This is a genomic window from Streptomyces longispororuber (genome assembly GCF_014656095.1).
Lineage (GTDB): Bacteria > Actinomycetota > Actinomycetes > Streptomycetales > Streptomycetaceae > Streptomyces > Streptomyces longispororuber.
In genome coordinates, this window is sequence record NZ_BNBT01000123.1 from 1 (window position 1) to 20,101 (window position 20,101).

The following is a 20,101-nucleotide window of genomic DNA, read 5'->3' on the forward strand; positions in this document are numbered from 1 at the left end:
GGTCGTCCCCCTCGCCGCGGTCCCGCTGAGCGCCAACGGCAAGGTCGACCGGCGCGCCCTGCCCGGGCCCGGCCGCGGCGGCACGCCCGAGGGCGGGCGGGCGCCGCGCACGGCCCGGGAGCGGACCCTGTGCGCGCTGTTCGCGGAGGTGCTCGGCGTCGGGCGCGTGGGGATCGACGACGGCTTCTTCGACCTCGGCGGACACTCCCTGCTGGCCACCCGCCTGGTCAACCGGATCCGGGCCGAGCTGGGCGTGGACGTCCCGATCCGGGAGGTGTTCACGACGCCGACGGTGGCGCGCCTCGCGGAGTACGTGGGCGCGCGGGCCCGCTCGTCCCGTCCCGCGCTGCGGCGGGCCGGCGGCGGGACCGCGCGGGTGCCGCTGTCGTTCGCCCAGCACCGGCTGTGGTTCCTGCACCGCTACGAGGGCCCTTCGGCGACGTACAACCTGGCGTACGTCCTGCCGCTGAGCGGGGACCTGGACGTGCCCGCGCTCGCGGCGGCGGTGCGGGACGTGGTGGTGCGGCACGAGAGCCTGCGCACGCTGTTCGTCGCGGACGACCGGGGCGTCGCCGCGCAGGTCGTCGTGGCGGAGGGCGAGGCCGCCCTGGAGGTCCCGGTGCGCGACGTCGCGCCGGACGCGGTGGACGCCGCCGTGGCGGAGGAGGTCGCGTACCGGTTCGACCTGGCGGCGGAGCTGCCGGTGCGGGCGTGCGTGCTGCGCCGCGGCCCGGACGAGCACGTGCTGGTCCTGCTGCTTCACCACATCGCCGCCGACGGCGAGTCCATGGGCCCCCTGGCCCGCGACCTGGCCATCGCGTACACCGCCCGGCACCGGGGTCACGCGCCCCGGTGGCCCGAAGCGGGCGTCACGTACGCGGACTACACCCTCTGGCAACGCGAGCTGCTCGGCGACGAGGACGACCCCGAAAGCCCGCTGGCCACGCAACTCACCTATTGGCGCGAGGAGTTGGCGGGCGTCCCGCAGCCGCTGCGGCTGCCCGCCGACCGGCCGCGCCCGCCGGTGGCGAGCCACCGGGGCGACACCGTCGCGTTCACCCTCGACGGCGACGTCCTGGCCGCCGTCGAAGAGGTGGCGCGGGCGCAGGGCGCGACCGTGCCGATGGTGCTCCAGTCGGCCCTCGCGGTGCTGCTGCACCTCATGGGCGGCGGCGACGACCTCACCCTCGGGGTGCCCATCGCGGGGCGGACCGACGAGGGCCTCGCGGATCTGGTGGGGTTCCTCGTCAACACCTGGGTGCTGCGCGCGGACCTGTCGGGCGACCCGTCGTTCGAGGAGGTGGTGCGACAGGTGCGGGACAAGGCCGTGACCGCGTACGACCACCAGGACGTGCCCTTCGAACGGCTCGTCGAGGCGCTGAACCCGCGGCGGTCCACGTCCCACCACCCGCTGTTCCAGGTGATGTTCGCCTGGCGCACCACGGAGCACGAGGTCTTCGACGTGCCGGGGCTGCGGTCGGCCTTCGCGCTGGCCCCCACCCGCACCGCGAAGTTCGACCTCACGTTCGCCCTCGACGCCACGCCGGGGCGCGGTGTCGAGGGCCGTCTGGAGTACGCCACCGACCTGTTCGACCGGTCCACCGCCGAGGCGCTGGCGGCCCGCTTCACGCGTCTCGTACGGCAGGTGACCGCCGAGCCGCGCGTGCGGCTGCGGGCGGTGGACGTGCTGGTGCCCCGGGAGCGGGAGCGGTTGCTGCGCGCCTTCAACGCCACGGACGTGCGCACGCCCGACCTGACGGTCCCCGCGCTCTTCGCGCGGCGGGTGGCCGCCGCGCCGGACGCCGTCGCGGTGGTGTGCGGCGACGCCTCCTTGACGTACCGGGAGCTGGACGCGCGGGCCGGGCGCCTCGCGTACGAGCTGGTGCGGCGCGGGGCGGGCCCCGACACCCTGGTGGCCGTCGCGCTGCCGCGCTCGGCCGAGCTCGTCGTGGCGCTCCTGGCCGTCGTGCGGGCCGGGGCGGCCTACGTACCGGTCGACCCCCGGTACCCGAGCGCCCGCCTCGGTCTGGCCCTCGCGGACGCGGCCCCCCGCCTGGTGGTCACGGACGCGGCGACGCGGCACGTCCTGCCCGAGGCCGTCGGCGGCCCCCGCACCGCCGAGGGCTCCGGCGCCGTGGACGGGCCGCTGCTCCTGGACGACCTGGACCTCGGCACCGGCCCCGGCGCCCAGCCCCCGGCCGCGCTGTCGCCGCGGCACCTGGCCTACGTGATGCACACCTCCGGCTCCACCGGCGTCCCGAAGGGGGTGGGCGTCACGCACCGCGGCGTGGTGCGGCTCGCCCTCGACCGCGTGTACGCGGGCACCGCGCACGAGCGCGTCCTGATGCACTCGACGCAGGCCTTCGACGCCGCCACGTACGAGCTGTGGGTACCGCTCCTGACCGGCGGCACGGTCGTCGTGGCCCCCGCCGACACCCTGGACCCGGCGGCCCTCGCCGCGGTGGTCGCCGAGCACCGGGTGACCGGGCTCCTGGTGACGGCGGGCCTGTTCCGGGTGGTGGCCGAGGAGCTGCCGGAGGCGTTCCGGGGCGTCCGCGAGGTGTGGGCCGGCGGCGACGTGGTGCCCCCGGCCGCGGTGGAGCGCGTCCTCGCCGCCTGCCCCGGCACCGCCGTCGTCGACGCCTACGGTCCGACGGAGGCCACCGTGGCCGCGTCGGTGCACCGGATGGACGCGGTGGCCGACGTCGGCGCCGTCGTCCCGATCGGGCGTCCGCTCGACAACACCCGCCTGTACGTCCTCGACGCGGCGCTGCGCCCGGTCCCGGCGGGCGCGCCCGGCGAGCTGTACATCGCGGGCGACCGGCTCGCGCGCGGCTACCTGGGCCGCGGCGCCCTGACCGCGGAGCGCTTCGTCGCCTGCCCCTTCGACGGGCCCGGGCAGCGCATGTACCGCACCGGCGACCTCGTGACGTGGACGGCCGGAGGCCGCCTGCTCTACCAGGGCCGCGGCGACGACCAGGTGAAGGTGCGCGGCTTCCGGATCGAGCCGGGCGAGGTCGAGGCCGCGCTGACCGCGCACCCCGGCGTGGCGCAGGCCGTCGTGGTCGCCCTGGCGGGGCCGGACGGTGGCGGACGCCTCGCGGCGTACGTCGTCCGGGTCGGCGAGGGCGGCATCGCGGGCGTCGGCGACATCGACTTCCACGTCGGCGTGACCGCGGCGGAGCTGCGCCGGTTCGTGGCGGACCGGCTGCCGGAGTTCATGGCCCCGGCGGCGTACGTGCTGCTCGACCGGCTGCCGCTGACGCCGAACGGCAAGCTGGACCGGGCGGCGCTGCCGGAGCCGGAGTTCGCCACCGGCGCGTACCGGGCGCCCGGGTCCCGGCGCGAGCGGATCCTCGCGGAGGTCTTCGCCGACGTGCTCGGCCTGGAGCGGGTCGGCGCCGACGACGACTTCTTCGCCGCGGGCGGGGACAGCATCCGCTCCATCCAGGTCGTCTCCCGCGCCCGGGCGCGGGGCGTGGAGGTCACCCCGCGCCAGGTCTTCCAGCACCGGACCGTGGCCGGCCTGGCCCGGCTCGCGCCCGCAGGGCCGGACGGCGGCGCGGGGCGCGGTGCCCCCGAAGCGCTCGCCGAACTCGACGGCGGCGGGACCGGGTTCGTGCCGCTGCCGCCCATCGCGCGGTACGTCCGCGCGCGCGGCGGCTCCCTCGGCCGGTTCGCCATGTCGGTCCTGGTCGACCTGCCCGAGGGCATCGACAGGACCGGGCTGCTCGCCGTCCTGGACGCGGTGGTGGACCGGCACGACGTGCTGCGCTCGCGCCTGGTGACCGACGGCGACGCGGGCGCGGGGCTGCTGGTGGGGCCGCGGGGCTCGGTGGACACCGGGGCGCTGCTGCGCCGCGTGGACCAGCCCGGGCCGACCGGAGGGCCGGGCGACGACGAGCGGTGGCGGCGCGCGGTCGCGGCGGAGCGGGAGGCGGCTGCGGGCCTCCTCGACCCGGAGGCCGGGGCGGTGGCGCGGTTCGTGTGGTTCGACCCGGGCCCGGCGGCGGGCGCGGGGCGGCTCCTGGTCGTGCTGCACCACCTGGTGGTGGACGGCGTGTCCTGGCGTGTCCTGCTGCCGGACCTCGCGGCGGCCTGGGCCGACGTGCGCGCGGGCCGGACGCCCGCGCTGCCCGGGGTGGGCACGTCGTACCGGCGGTGGGCGCACGCCCTGGTCGCGGAGGCGGACAGCGACCGCCGGGCGGCCGAGCTGCCCCGGTGGCTGGAGGCCGTGGACGGCCCCGACCCGGTGCTCGGCACGCGGCGGTTCGACCCGGCGGTGGACGTCAGGGCCACGGTGGACACGGTGCGCCTGCGGCTGCCCGCCGAGGTCACGCGCACGCTCCTGACCACGCTGCCCGCGGCCTTCCGCTGCGGCGTCAACGACGGCCTGCTCGCGGGGCTCGCCCTGGCGGTCGCCCGGCTGCGGCGGGCGCAGGGGGTCGACGAGCCCTCGCTCCTGCTGGCCCTGGAGGGCCACGGGCGCCAGGAGGGGGCGGCGCCGGGCGCCGATCTGTCGCGTACGGTCGGCTGGTTCACCAGCATGTTCCCCGTACGCCTGGACGTGTCCGGGTGCGACGTCGACGAGGCCTTCGCGGGCGGGGCGGCGGCCGGCCGCGCGGTCAAGGCCGTCAAGGAGCAGCTCGTCGCGGTGCCCGACGGCGGCATCGGCTACGGGCTCCTGCGCGAGCTGAACCCGCGCACCGCCGCCGTGCTGCGCCCGCACCCCACCGGGCAGATCGGCTTCAACTACCTGGGCCGGTTCTCGGCCGCCGACATGCCGGAGCAACTGCGCGGCCTCGGCTTCACCCAGGTCGCCGAGTGGGGCGGGCCGACCGCCGAGATGGGCGCGGACATGCCCGCGCTCGCCGCGGTGCAGATCAACTCGATGGTGGTGGACACCCCGCACGGCCCGTGCCTGGACGCGGAGTTCGAGTTCGCCACGGGCGCGGTGACCCGGTCGCGGGTGGCCGAGCTCGCGGAGCTGTGGGCCGGGGCCCTCGGCGGGCTCGCCCGCCACGCCGAGGGCCCCGGCGCGGGCGGGCTCACACCCTCGGACGTGCCGCTGACACCGGTGCGCCAGCGGGACATCGAGGCATGGGAGCGCCGGTACCCGGGGCTGTCCGCGGTGTGGCCGCTCACCCCGCTCCAGTCGGGGCTGCTGTTCCACACGCTGTACGCCGACGGCGAGCCGGACGCCTACCACGTGCAGTTCGTGCTCCATCTGCGCGGGCCCGTGGAGGCCGCCCGGATGCGGGCGGCCGGGCAGGCCCTCATCGACCGGCACCCGAACCTGCGGACGGCCTTCGTCGCGGGCACCGACGGCGACCCCGTCCAGGTGGTGGTGGACGGGGTGGAGCTGCCCTGGCGGGAGGTGGACCTGACGCGTCCGCCCGCTGCGGCGGGGGTCGGTGGCACGGCGGGGGACGGCGGCCCGGCGGGGTCCGGGCCGGGCGGCGACGGCACCGCGAGGGACAGCGGTGCGGCAGGTTCCGGGCCGGGCGGCGTCCCCGAGGGTCCCCGGCAGGACGCCGCCTTCGAGGCCCTGCTGGCCGACGACGTGCGGACGCCCTTCGCGGTGGCGGAGCCCCCGCTGCTGCGGATGGCGCTGGTGCGCCGCGCGCCGGAGCGGTTCGAGCTGGTCCTGACCGCGCACCACCTGCTGTTCGACGGCTGGTCGCTGCCGATCCTCACCCAGGACCTGCTGCGGCTCTACGGAGCGGGCGGCGACGGTTCCGCCCTGCGGCGCGCGCCGCGGTTCCAGGACTTCCTGGCGTGGCTGGCCGGGCAGGACCGGGAGGCCGCGGTCCGGGCGTGGGCCGATGAGCTGTCGGGGGTGACGGAGCCGACGCTGCTGGCCCCGGTGGCGGCGCACGCGGGCACGGCCGAGCCCGCCGCCGAGGGGTTCGGCCAGGTCGAGGTGGACGTCCCCGTGGACCTGGCACGGGGCCTGGCCGCCCGCGCGGCCGAGGCGGGCGTGACCCTGAACACCGTGGTGCAGGGCGCCTGGGCGCTGCTCGTCGGCGGCCTGACGGGCCGGGACGACGTGGTGTTCGGCGCGACGGTGTCCGGCCGCCCCGGCGCGGTGCCCGGCGTCGACACGATGGCCGGGATGTTCATCAACACCCTGCCGGTGCGGGTGCGGTGCGCGCCGGCCGACCGCCTCGCCGAGGTCCTCACCTGCCTCCAGGACCGGCAGGCGGCGCTGCTCGACCACCACCACTGCGGCCTCACCGAGATCCACCGAGCGACGGGGACCGGCGTCCTCTTCGACACCCTGGTCGCCTTCGAGTCGTACCCCGTGGACCGGGTCGGCTTCAGCGAGGCGAACGCGGCCGCGGGCATCGCGCTCACCGGCATCCGCCCGCTGTCCGGCTCCCACTACCCGCTGACCGTGATGGCCGCCGCCGACCCCTGGCTGCGGCTGACGCTCCAGCACCAGCGCAACGTCGTGGACCGCGACACGGCCCGTGCCCTCGCCGACCGCTTCCGGCACGTCCTCGCCCAGCTCGCCGCGCGGCCGGACCTGCCCGTCGGCAGGCTGGAGGTGCTGACGGCGGCGGAGCGCGAGCGGCTGCTGTACACGCTCAACGACACGGCCGCGCCGCTGCCGGAGCGCACCGTCGTCGACCTCTTCGCGGAACAGGTCCGGCTGCGGCCGGACGCCCCCGCGGTGACGTGCGGCGACGCGTCCCTCACCTACACCGCGCTCGACGCCCGCGCCGGCCGGCTCGCGCGGGCCCTCGCCGGGCACGGCGTGGCCGCGGAGACCGTCGTGGCCCTCGCGCTGCCGCGCACCCCGGACCTGGTCGCGGCGATCCTGGGCATCCTCAAGGCGGGTGGCGCGTATCTGCCGCTCGACCCGCGGCACCCCGGCACCCGGCTCGGCCACATCCTGACCGACGTGGGCCCGGAGCTGCTCCTCACCGACGCGGCCACGCTCACGAAGCTGCCCCGGACGGACGTCCGGGCCGTGCTCGTCGACGACCTCATCGGACCCGACCCGACGGACCCGACGGACGCGGCGCACGCGGTGAGTTCCGCGAGCCCACCCGGCCGGACGGGCCCCACCGGCGGCGGCGTCCAGGCGCTCCCCGTCCCGCGCCCGGAGCACCTGGCGTACGTCATCGCCACGTCCGGGTCCACGGGGCGCCCCAAGGGCGTGGCCTTCACCCACGCCAACCTCGTCAACCCGTTCCCCGAACTGGCCGAGCAGCTCGGGGCGCCGGGCGGCCGGATGCTGACCGGCACCTCCATCGGCTTCGACATCGCCGCCTTCGAGATCCTCTGCACCCTCATCACGGGCGGCTGCGTCGAGCTCGTCCGCGACGTGCTCGCCCTCACCGAGCGCGACGCCTGGGACGTCGACGTCCTCAGCTCCGTTCCTTCGGCCTTCGCGGAGATCGTCGACCGGCTCGACGGGCGCGTGCGCCCCCGGGCGCTGATCCTCGCGGGCGAGCTGCTGCCGCCACCCCTGGCCGCACGCGTCCGCGAGCCGTGGCCCGGGCTGCGGATCGTCAACGGCTACGGCCCCAGCGAGACGTACTACGCCACCAGCCACGTCCTGGACCCCGGCCGCGACTACGCCCAGGGCGTGCCGATCGGCCGCCCGCTGCGCAACGTACGCGCCTACGTCCTCGGCCCCGGCCTGGCCCCGGTGGCCCCCGGCGCCATCGGCGAGCTGTACGTCGCGGGCACCGGCGTCACCCGGGGCTACCACCGGCGGCCCGCCCGCACCGCCGAGCGGTTCGTCGCCGACGCGTTCGGCCCGCCCGGCGGCCGCATGTACCGTACGGGCGACCTCGCCCGCTGGAACGCCCGCGACGAACTGGAGTACGCGGGCCGCGCCGACTTCCAGGTGCAGATCCGCGGCCACCGCGTCGAACCGGGCGAGATCGAGGCGGCCCTCGCCGTCCACCCCCGGGTGGACCGGGCGGCCGTGCTCCTCCAGGGCACCGCCGCGGCGGCCCGGCTGGTCGCGTACGTCGTCCCCGCCGCCGACGGCAAGCAGGTGGCGCCCGCCGAGCTGCGCGCCTTCCTCGCCGAGCGGCTGCCGGACTACATGGTCCCCGCCGCCTTCGTCGCCCTGGACCGGCTCCCCCTGTCCCCGCACGGCAAGCTCGACCGCGCGGCGCTGCCCAGCCCCGACGCCGCCCGCACCGCCGCCTACCGGGCGCCGCGCACGCCCCGGGAGCGGACGCTGTGCGCGCTGTTCGCCGAGGTGCTCGGGGCGGAGAACGTCGGGGATGCGCCCGTGGGGCTCGACGACAGCTTCTTCGACCTCGGCGGGCACTCCCTGCTGGCCACCCGGCTGACGAACCGGATGCGCGCCGAACTGGGCGTCGACGTGCCGATCCGGGAGGTGTTCGCCGCGCCGACCGTGGCGCGCCTCGCGGAGTACGTGGGCGCGCGGACGCGGTCCTCGCGTCCGGCGCTGCGGCGGGCCGGCCGCAGGACCGGACGGGTGCCGCTGTCCTTCGCCCAGCACCGCCTGCGCTTCCTCGACGAGCTGGAGCCCCTGCCGACGTACCACCTGCCGCTGGTGGTGCGGCTCCGCGGGGACCTGGACGTGCCCGCGCTCGCGGCGGCGGTGCGGGACGTGGTGGCCCGGCACGAGAGCCTGCGCACGCTGTTCGTCACGGACGACCGGGGCGTGCCGGCGCAGGTCGTCGTGGCGGAGGCCGACGTCGTCCTCGACGTGCCCGTACGGGACGTCGCGCCGGACGCGGTGGCCGCGGAAGTGGCCGCGGAAGTGGGCCGCGCCTTCGACCTGTCGGTGGAGATCCCGGTACGGGCGTGCCTGCTGCGCTGCGCCCCGGACGAGCACGTGCTGGTCCTGCTCCTGCACCACATCGCCGCCGACGGCGAGTCCCTGGGCCCCCTGAGCCGCGACCTGGCCACCGCCTACGCCGCCCGCCGGCAGGGCCGCGCGCCCCGGTACCCCGAACTCGCCGTCACGTACGCGGACTACACCCTCTGGCAGCGCGACCTGCTCGGCGACGCGGACGACCCCGGCAGCGTCCTGTCGCGGCAGCTCGCCTACTGGCGTACCGAGTTGGCGGACGTTCCGCAGCCGCTGCGGCTGCCCGCCGACCGGCCGCGCCCGCCGGTGGCGAGCCACCGGGGCGACACCGTCGCCTTCCGGATCGCTCCCGAGGCGCGGGCGGGGCTCGACGACGTGGCCCGTGCGCACGGCGCGACCGTGCCGATGGTGCTCCAGTCGGCCCTCGCGGTGCTGCTGCACCTCATGGGCGGCGGTGACGACGTGACCGTGGGCTCGTCCATCGCCGGGCGCACGGACGAGGGCCTCGCGGATCTCGTGGGCTTCTTCGTCAACACCTGGGTGCTGCGCGCCGACCTGTCGGGCGACCCGTCGTTCGAGGACGTGGTGCGACAGGTGCGGGACAAGGCCGTGACCGCGTACGACCACCAGGACGTGCCCTTCGAACGGCTCGTCGAGGCCCTCAACCCGCGGCGGTCCACGTCCCACCACCCGCTGTTCCAGGTGGCGTTCTCCTGGCAGCACGGCACGGGCGAGCTCGAACTCGCCGAGCTGAAGACCACCCCGGAACCGGTCGTGACGGGCACCGCCAAGTTCGACCTGCTGTTCCAGGTCGACGCGGCCTCCCAGGACGACCGGGCGGAGGGGCAGGGCCTGACCGGGCTCGTCGAGTACGCCACCGACCTGTTCGACCGGTCCACCGCCGAGGCGCTGGCCGACCGGTTCACCCGCCTCGTCGGCCGGCTGGTGGCGGACCCCGGGGTCCGCCTCGACGCCCTGGACGCGCTGACGCCCGCCGAGCGGGACCTGCTGCGTGCCGTGAACGACACCGCCGTGCCCACGCCCGCGGTGACCATCCCCGCCCTGTTCGCGCGGTGGGTCGCCGCCGCGCCCGACGCCGTCGCGGTGGTGCGCGGCGACGACACCCTCACCTACCGGGAACTGGACGCGCGGGCCGACCGGCTCGCCCGCCTCCTGGTGCGGCGCGGCGTGCGCCCGGAGTCGCCCGTGGCCGTCGCCGTGCCGAGGTCCCCGGAGTACGTGGTGGCGGTGCTGGCCGTCCTGAAGGCCGGGGCCGTGCACGTACCGCTGGCGCACGACCACCCGCCGGAGCGCCTGGAGTCGCTGCTGCGGGACGCCCGTCCGGCGCTCCTGCTCACCGCGTCGGGCGTGGCGGCCGGGCTGCCCGCGGGCCCGTGGCCACGGCTGGTCGTCGACGCTCCCGACACGGCCGCCGCCCTGGCGGCCGAACCGGGCGGGGCCCTGCCGGACGTGGGGCTGCCCGACCGGCTGGCCTACGTCATCTACACCTCCGGGTCCACCGGTGCGCCCAAGGGCTCCGGGATCACCCACCGGGCCCTGGTGGACCTGGCGGTGGACCGGCTCTGGTCGGACGCCGCCCGGGAGCGGCTGCTGCTGCACCACGCGCCGACGTTCGACATGGCCGTGTACGAGCTGTGGGTGCCGCTCCTGGGCGGCGGCACCGTCGTCCTCGCCCCTCCCGGCAGGCTGGACGTCGACACGTACACGAGGGTCGTCACCGAGCGGCGGGTCACCTCGCTCCTCTCCACCCCGGGCCTGCTGTCCCTGCTCGCCGACGCCTTCCCGCCGGGCCTCACCGCGCTGCGCGAGGTGTGGGCCGGCGGTGAGGCGCTGCCCCCGGAGACGGTGGCGCGGCTGCTCCGCGACCAGCCGCAGGCGGCGGTCGTCAACGGGTACGGGCCCGCGGAGACCACGGTGTTCGCCACCCACCACCGGATCACCGCCGCCGACCGGATCGCCGCGGGCGACCGGGCCGGCGCGACGGTCCCGATCGGGCGGCCGCGGGACAACGTGCGCGGGTACGTGCTCGACGCCCTGCTGCGGCCCGTGCCGACGGGCGTGGAGGGCGAGCTGTACCTCGCCGGTTCGGGGCTGGCGCGCGGCTACGCGCACCGCGCCGCGCTCACCGCGGAACGGTTCGTGGCCTGCCCGTTCGGCGGCCCCGGCGCGCGCATGTACCGGACCGGGGACGTGGTGGCGTGGACCCGGGACGGCGAGCTGCTGTTCCGCGGCCGCGCCGACGACCAGGTGCAGATCCGCGGCTTCCGGGTGGAGCCGGGCGAGGTGGAGGCGGCCCTCCTGACGCACCCGGGGGTGGACGGGGCGGCCGTGGTCGCCCGGGACAGCCCCGGAGGCGGCGGAAAGCGGCTGGTCGCCTACGTGGTGTGGGCGACGGGGCCCGGGGCGCGATCGGGTGCGGGCGGCGGGGACGGCCCGGTGTCCGCCGGGGCGGGCGGCGGTGACGGCGCGGTTGCCGCCGGTGCCCGAGCCAAGGACGACAGCGGCGGCTCGGCCACCCCCAGCACCGACCACGGCTCGGCCACCCCCGGTACCGACCACAGTTCGAGCACCCCCCGTGCCGACGGCGGCTCGGGCACCCCCCGTGCCGACGGCGGCTCGGGCACCCCCCGTACCGGCGGCGGCAGCGGGGCAGGCCACAGTCCGGTGTCCGCCGAGGGCCCGGGGCCCCGTACCGCCGAGGGGCTGCGCGACCATCTGGCCCGGCGGCTGCCGCCGTACATGGTGCCCGCCGTGTTCGTCGCGCTCGACGCGTTCCCGCTGACCCCGCACGGCAAGGTGGACCGCCGGGCCCTGCCCGCTCCCCCGGAGCCGGGGGCCGGGTCGGGCACCGCCCTGACGCGGCCGCGCACGCCCACCGAGCGGGCGGTGGCCGCGATCTGGGCGGACCTCCTCGACCGGGACGAGGTCGGCGTGCACGAGAAGTTCTTCGAGGCCGGCGGGACCTCCCTCTCCCTCCTCACGCTGAACCGCCGCCTGGCGGGGCTCGGCGCGCACCCGGTGCCGTTGAGCGCCCTGTTCGAGCACACCACGGTCGAGGCGATGGCCCGCCTCGTCGACGGCGCCCCTCTCGGCGCACCCTCCGACGAAACGAGGTACGAGCTATGACGCACCCGAGCCCTGCCGGCCGGGAGGCCGTGGCGGTCATCGGGGTGGCCCTCGCCCTGCCCGACGCCGACGACCTGGACGCCCTGCACCGGAACCTGCTCGACGGCCGGGTCAGCGTCCGGGCGCCGGGCCGGGACCGCGTCCACCACGCGGGGGCCCCCGCGGACACCGACTACGTACCGCTGGCCTACCTGGACCGGATCGACCTCTTCGACCACCGGTTCTTCGGGCTCTCGCTGCGCGAGGCCGAGCTGATGGACCCGCACCAGCGGATGACCGCCCAGCTCACCCACCGGGCGCTCGAGAACGCCTGCTACGCGCCCCGGGCCCTGAAGGGCTCGCGGACCGCGGTCGTCCTCAGCACGCCCGAGCCGCAGTACGCGAGCCTGTACCAGGACGACGACCCGCAGCAGCTCCTCGGCTCGCACCCGTCGGCCACGGCCGCGCGGATCTCGTACCTGTTCGACTTCGCCGGGCCCGCGCTCGTCGTGGACACCGCGTGCAGCAGCAGCCTGACCGCGGTGGCGGTCGCCGTGGACCAGCTCCGCGACGGGCGGGCGGACCTCGCGCTCGCGGGCGGGCTCAGCCTGTACCCGGTGCTGATCAGCGCGCGCGACTACGTGCCGATGCTCGGCATCGGGTCCGCCGAGGGCGCGTGCCGCCCCTTCGACGCCGCCGCGGACGGCTCCACCGGCGGCGAGGGCGGCGGACTCGTCGTGCTCAAGCGCCTGACCGACGCGCTCGCCGACGGCGACCACATCCACGCCGTGGTGCGGGGCGTCGCCGTCAACCAGAACGGCTTCCGCGCCACGAGCATGAGCGCCCCCAGCGCCCGGGGCCAGTCCGACGCGATCGTGGAGGCCTGGCGGGAGGCGGGCGGGGCCCCGCCCGACTACGTGGAGTGCCACGGCTCGGGCACCCGGCTCGGCGACGTGATCGAGGCCGAGGGGCTGCGCCAGGCCTTCGCCGAAGTCGGGGTCGACACCCCGTGCGGCATCAGCAGCGTCAAGGGCAACATCGGCCACATCAACCACGCCGCGGGGATCGGGGGCCTGTTGAAGGTCCTGGCCGGGCTCCGGCACGGCACGCGGTATCCGAACCCGGGCTTCAGCACGCCCAACCCGCTGATCGACTTCAGCGGCCCGGTCCACGTCGACGCGGAGGCGACGCCCTGGGCGCCCGCGCCCGACCGGACCCGCCGGGCCGGGGTCAGCTCCTTCGGCCTGACCGGCACCAACGTGCACGCCGTCGTCGAGGAGCCGCCCGCCGCGCCCCCGGAGCCCGCCGCGCCGGAACCGGGGGCCGAGCTGGTCACCCTCTCCGCCAAGTCCCCCCGGGCCCTGGCCGCCTACGCGGAGCGCGTCGCCGGCTTCCTCGACGGCACCGGGCACCGGCTGTCCGACATCGCCCACGCGCTGAACCGGGGCCGCGACGACCACCCGTACCGCTGGGCGGGCATCGCGCGGGACCGCCGCGAGCTGGCCGCCGCGCTGCGCGCGGCACCCCTCGCCGAGCGGGAGCCGGCCGCGGCGGCCCCCCTGGTGCTGCTCCTCTCCGGCGACGCCGACCTCGGTGACGAGACCTGGGCCCCGCTGCGCGCGGCCTTCCCCGGCCTCGACGGCGAGGCCGGTGGCGCGGACGACGCCGGGCTCGGCGCGCGGCTGGTCGCCCGGCAGCTCGCGGGGTACCGCCTCGCGCGCGCCCTCGGCCTGCCCGAGGCGCGCCTGGTCGGCTCGGGCGCCGGCAATCTCTCCGTACGGGCCGTGCAGAACCCGGCGACGGCGGCCGAGGCGCTGCGGAAGGCCGCGGACACGCCCCTCACCGGCCGGGTCGACGAGTCCGGCCTGCGGCGCGCGGCCCGCGGCCTCGTCGACGAGGGCGCCGTGGCGGTCGAGCTGGCCGCGGACGGCACCCTGGCACGGGAGCTCGCCCGGGTCGCCCCGGAGCTGCCCGTCGTCCGCCTCTTCGCCGACCCCACGCGCGACGGCGTGCTGGCCGCGCTCGGCAGGCTCTACGCGCTCGGCGCCGACCTCGACTGGGACGCGTACTACGCGGGCACCGGGGCCCGCCGCATCGAGGCGCCGACCTACCCGTTCGACGCCGACGAGGTGTCCTGCTGGTGCCTGCCCCCGGGCGGCCCGCCGCCGGTCCGGACACCGGCGCCCGAGCCCGTGCCGGTGCGGCGTGCGGGGACGCGCGACACCGGGGCCGGAGCGAGCGACACCCGGGCCCGGCTGGCCGCGCTGTGGACGCGGGTCCTCAAGGCCGACGAGGTCGGCCCCGACTCCAACTACTTCGAGCTGGGCGGCACGTCCATCGCGGGCATCACCGTGCTGCGCGAGGCCCAGGAGCACTTCGGCGCCCGCCTGACCTTCGCCGACCTGCACCGCCACCCCACCCTGGGCGCGCTGGCCGCGCGCATCGACGCCGTGCGCGCGGCGGGCTCCCAGCGGGACGACTGGACCATCACGCCGCTGCCGCGCCCCGGCCGCCTGCCGCTCTCCTACAACCAGGAGCAGCTCTGGTACCTGGACCGGCTCAACCCGGGCAGCCCGCTGTACAGCATCCCCGCCAACACCCGCTACCTCGGCGACTTCGACCTCGGCGCGTTCCGCGGCGCCCTGCGCGACGTGGTGGACCGGCACGAGGTGCTGCGCACCCGCATCCTGGACGAGGACGGCAGGCCGTACGCCCTCGCCGACGTGTCCGAGCCGCACGTGGAGTTCCTCGACCTGTCGGCGCTGCCGGAGGAGCGGCGCACCGAGGAGCTGTCGCGCGTGATCACGGCGGAGGCGCGGCTCCCCTTCGACCTCGGCAGCGGGCCGCTGCTGCGCACCGTGGTCGTCAGGGCCGCCGAGCGGGACCACGTGGTCCTGCACACCGTGCACCACATCGCCTTCGACGGCTGGGCCCCCGCGGTGTTCTTCCGCGAGCTGTCGGCCTGCTACACCGCCCGGGTCACCGGGGGCGAGGCCGGACTGCCGGAACTGCCCGTGCAGTACGCGGACTTCGCGGCCTGGCAGCGGAGCTGGCTGGACGCGGACCGCGTCGAGCGCGGCCTGCGGTACTGGCGGCGGCAACTGGCCGACCTGGACACCCCCGAGCTGCCGCTGGACCACCCGCGCCCGGCCGTGCAGTCGTACCGCGGCGACTACGTGAAGTTCTCGCTCGACGAGGACCTCGCCCGGCGGCTGCGCGCGTTCAGCGTCGGCGAGAGCACCACGAGCTTCGTCACCATGCTCGCCGTGGTCGACGTCCTGCTGCACCTGTGGGCGGGCCACCGGGACGTGGTCGTGGGCGCCGCGACGACGGGCCGGTACAACCCCGTCACGCACGACCTGATCGGCTACTTCAACAACCTGCTGCCGTTCCGTACGCGGGTCGATCCGGGGATCGGCTTCCGCGAGCTGGTCGGCCGGTGCGCGGCCACCGCCACCGGGGTCCTCGACCACGAGGAGATCCCGTTCGCGCGGATCGTCGCCGACGCCGACCACCGGGACCCGTCACGGCACCCGGTGTTCACGGTCTGCTACACCCACCAGAACACCGCCGCCGCCTCCTTCGACCTGGCCGGTCTGCGCCCGGTCGCCCTGGAGGGTGCGCTCGCCGGGGTCTCCGGCGTCGCCCCGGGCACCTCGAAGTTCGACCTCACCTTCGGCCTGTACGACCAGGACGACCGCCCGATGGAGGGGTACCTGGAGTACGCGGTCGACCTGTTCGGCGCCGCCACCGCGCACCGGCTGGTCGCGCTCTTCCAGAGCATCGCCGAGGCCGTGATGAGCGACCCGGACCGGCCGCTGGCCGAGTTCGCCGGTCTGGTCGGCGAAGCCCGGGACCGGGCGGGTGCGGTCGGTGCCGGTCCGGCCGGCGGAAGCACGGATGACGACGGCGCGGTCGGTGGCGAAGGCACGGTCGGTGAGGGTCCGGTCGGGGAAGCCGCCGGGCCCGCCGCCGGGCCCTCCCTGCTCACCGGCGGGCGGCGCGACCTGCCGGACACGCGCCTGGTCGTCGAGGTCTTCCAGGAGCACGCCGCGCGGCGCCCCGATGAGGTCGCGGTGGTCGACGCCGCCGGGGAGCACACCTTCCAGGACGTCGACCGGCGCGCGAACCGGCTGGCCCGGGAGCTCACCGCCCTCGGCGTCGGCCCGGACGACGTCGTCCCGGTGCTCGCCGCGCGCGGGGCCGACCTGGTGGTCGGCTGGCTCGGGGTGCTCAAGGCGGGAGCGGCCTTCGCCCCCCTCGACCCGACGGTGCCCGAGCAGCGCCTGCGGTCCCTGCTCGCCGGGGTCTCGGCCGCCGCCCTGGTCCTGGGCGCGGGCACGACCGCCGCGGGGCCCGACGGCGTCCCGGTCGTCGGCATCGCCGCCACCGCGGCGGACCCGGACCCGGCCGCGGAGGAGGGCGGCGCGCCACCGCTGCGCGCGGGCCTGCGCCACCTGGCGTACGTGGTCCACACCTCGGGCACCACCGGGCACCCGCAGGGCTGCGAGATCGAGCACGACGGGATGCTCAACTGCCTGACGTGGTACGGCGACAGGGCCGGGATCGGGCCGGGTGACCGCGTCGCGCAACTGGCGTCCGCGGGCTTCGACATGGCCGTCCTGGAGGTCATGTCGGCCGTGTACCGCGGCGCCTCCCTCTACTTCGTCGCGGACCCGCTGCAGACCCCGGCCACGCTCCTCCACGAGCTGGCCGAGCACCGCGTCACCGTGGCGTGCATACCGTCGCCGCTCGCCGAGACGGTCCTCGCGGAGCTGCCCGACGTGCCGGGGCTCGCCCTCCGCCTGGTGTACACCGGCGGCGACCGGCTGCGGGTGCGTCCGCCGCGGCGGACGCCGTTCGAGCTGGTCAACCTCTACGGGCCGACCGAGTGCACCTTCTTCGTGACCGGCAGCCGGGTGGCCGCCGCCGAGGACGCCCCGGACACCGCCCCCGACATCGGCCGGCCCCTGCCCAACGTCCGCGTGCACGTCCTGGACGACCGGCTGCGCCCGGTGGCGCGCGGCGAGCGCGGCGAGGTCTACATCGGGGGCCTCCACGTCGGCCGCGGCTACCACGGCAGGCCGGGGCCGACCGCGGCCCGGTTCGTCGCCGACCCCTTCGCGGACGAGCCCGGCGCGCGGATGTACCGCACCGGCGACCTGGCCCTGGTCCGCGCCGACGGCACGCTGGAGTTCCACGGCCGCGCCGACGACCAGCTCGAACTGCGCGGCCACCGCGTGGAACCGGCCGAGGTCGAGCGGGCGCTGCTCGCCCACCCGCGCGTCCGCGAAGCACTCGTCCACGGCGCCGAGCAGCCCTCCGGCGCCCCGCTCCTGGTGGCGCACGTCGCGGGCGACGACGTACCGGACGAGGCCGAGCTGACCCGGTGGGTGGCCCGCGCCCTGCCGGAGTACATGGTGCCGGGCCGCGTCCGGCGCCACGCCGCACTGCCCAGGACCCACCACGGAAAACTCGACCGCCGGACGATGAGGAAGAGGGACATGGCCGACCGCGACACGACGAACGAGCTGACGACGGTGGTCACGGCGGTGACCCCGGGCACGGTCCTCGACGACACCGGGCGCGAGGCCGAGCGGGTCCTCGCCGCGATCTGGAGCGAGGCGCTGGGCGTCGCCCGGGTGGCGCCGGAGGACAACTTCTTCCGCATCGGCGGCGACTCGCTGCTCAGCGTGGGCATCGCCTCGCGGGCCACCAAGGCCGGCTTCCCGCTCACCCCGCACGACGTGCTGAGCCATCCGACGCTGCGCGACCTCGCCGCGGTCGCCGCGAAGGGCGCCGCCCCCGACACCGCGCCCCGGCCCGTGGCCACCACCGCACCCGCGCCGCGCGAGCCCGTGCCGCCCGCGCCGCTGGTGCAGGCCCTGCTCGCCACGGCGTCCGACGGCGCCCGGGACTTCGTCACGCCGATCCTGTTGGAGACGGCCCCGGGTGTCGGCGCGGACGCGGTGCGCGCCGCCTTCGAGCACCTCGTCGAGGTCCAGGAGCCGCTGCGCTACCGGTTCCGGTACAACAGCCTGGGCTGGCGCATCGAGTGCGCCGAGCACGAGAGCGCCCGCGTCCTCGACCACCGCGTGCTGCCGCCGCTCGACGACGAGCAGGTGCACGCCTATCTGGACGCCGACCTCGACGAGCTGCTCGCGGACGTCGACCCGGGGCGCGGCCCGGTGCTGCGGGCCAGGTTCTACGACCGCGGCGCCGACCGGCCGGGGGTGATCGTCGTCGCGGTGCACCACTTCGTCTTCGACTCCACCTCGTTCGTGCCGCTCCTGGAGGACCTGAACGCGGCCCTCGCGGGTGACACCCCGACGGCACCGCGCCGGGCCGCCTGGCGCGAGTGGACGCACCTGCTGCGCGCCAGCGCCGCGTCCGACGAGGTCGCCGGTGAACTCCCGTACTGGAAAGGCGTGTTGAGTGCGGGCGCCGGGGTGTCACCGGTGCCCGAGAACGGGGCCGCCGACGCGCCCCCCGGGCTCGTGCGCCGCCGGGTCGACACCGGCCGGGTCGCGGCGTCGCTCACCGAGAGCGGGCCCACCGGGCAGAGCGCCGCGCTCGCCGCGGTCGCCGTGGCGTGGTCCCGCTGGCGCGGCGAGCCCGACGCGTTCCTGAGCACCGTGGGCATGGGCAGCGCGCCGAACGCGCTGTGGCACGGGGACCGGACCGACTCCGTCGGCTGGTTCACCCATCTGTTCCCGGCCCACCTGCGCGTCCCGTCCGGCGCCCGGGTTGCGGAGACCCTGCCGGGCGTCGACCAGGTCCTGCGCTCCGTGCCGAACGACGGCATCGGCTACGGCGTCCTGCGCCACCTCAGCCCCGCGACCCCGGCGGTGGCGGGCGTACGGGCGCTGCCCGAGCCGCCGGTGCTCGTCGAGCACGTGGCCAACGGCAACGACGGCCTGACCAGGCTGGGCGGGCCCTGGGTGCGGCCCCTGCCGATGTCGCTGGTCAGGCTGGTCCGGTCGCTGCTCACCCTGGTGCCGGTCGTCGTCGAGACCCACGTCCTGGACGGTGCGCTGGAACTCGGCGTGATCCACCGCGGTTCCGTCGCCGCCGCCGGCATGGAGGCCTTCGCCGACCACCTGGTCGAGGCGTTCACCGAGCTCGCCGCCGACGAGGGCCGCTGAGTGCCCCCGGTGACGGCGGTCAAGGCGGTCGCCTGCCACCAGCCGGACCAGGTCCTTCCGGTCGCGGAGCTGCCGGGGCTCGCGGAGCTCACGGAGGGCGAGCGGGAGACCTGCGCGCGGCTCGGGATCGACGAGGTCCGCGCGGACGAGTCGCTGACCTCGTTCGACCTGGCCCTGCGCGCGGCCCGGCAGGCCCTCGCGGAGGCGCGGCTCACCGCCGCCGAGGTCGGCGCGCTCGTCCTCGTCGACGCGCGCGTCCCCGAGACGCTGATGAGCTCGGCGGCCACCCGGCTCCAGGCGGCGCTCGGGGCGGAGCGCGCGCTGACGTTCTCGGTGGGCGGGCTCGGCTGCGTCTCCCTCACCCCGGCGCTGCTCACGGCCCGGGGCCTGCTCGCCGCCGACGGGGACCTGGACAACGTCCTGGTCGTGCACGGCAGCAAACCGCCCACCCCGCTGCGCTACCGCCACCCGGTGACGGTCAGCGGCGACGGCGGCGCCGCGGCGGTGCTCGGCCGCCGCGGCCCGGTCCGCGTCCTCGACATCGTCCAGGAGACCAACGGCGACCACTGGGACCTGTTCCGCGTCGAGTACCGGGACCGGCCCACCGCGCGGTGGCGCGAGGAGTGCCGCGACATCCCGCAGTACTCCTTCCGGCTCGCCGTGGAGTCCCGCATCCGGCTGCGCGAGCTGTACGAGCGCCTCCTCACCCGCAACCACCTGACCACCGAGGACATCTCCTGCCACCTCAGCCACAACCTCTCCGAGGGCACCTTCCGGTTCACCGAGGAGGCCCTCGACGTCAAGATCAGCCCGACGTGCGCCGACAACCTCCGCCGGTACGGGCACCTCGGCCCGAACGACGTCCTGCTGAACTTGCGGACGGAGCTCGACCGCGGCGGCCTGGCCGAGGGGCAGCGCGCGGTGCTGCTCAGCGCGAGTCCGGTCGCCGCGTGGAGCCTGCTGCTCGTGGAGGCGGGCGAGGGCGCCACGACCCACTACCTGTGAGCCACCCGTGAGCCACCCC

General features: G+C 76.7%; 3 protein-coding genes. All 3 read left to right on the top strand.

All coding sequences use genetic code 11. The annotated features are described in order from the left end of the window. Positions 1–11,953, top strand: an 11,953-nt coding sequence (locus IE330_RS28700; RefSeq protein WP_190139062.1) for a non-ribosomal peptide synthetase, incomplete at its 5' end; no start/stop codon positions are given. Next, a complete protein-coding gene (locus tag IE330_RS28705) occupies positions 11,950–19,077 on the top strand; it encodes a non-ribosomal peptide synthetase (protein WP_190139063.1) in 7,128 nt (2,375 codons plus the stop codon). The genes IE330_RS28700 and IE330_RS28705, both read left to right, overlap by 4 nt. Before the next feature lie 9 nt (positions 19,078–19,086). Beyond that, entirely contained in the window at positions 19,087–20,082 is a 996-nt protein-coding gene (locus IE330_RS28710) for a 3-oxoacyl-[acyl-carrier-protein] synthase III C-terminal domain-containing protein (protein WP_190139064.1), read from the top strand. Positions 20,083–20,101 lie beyond the last annotated feature (19 nt).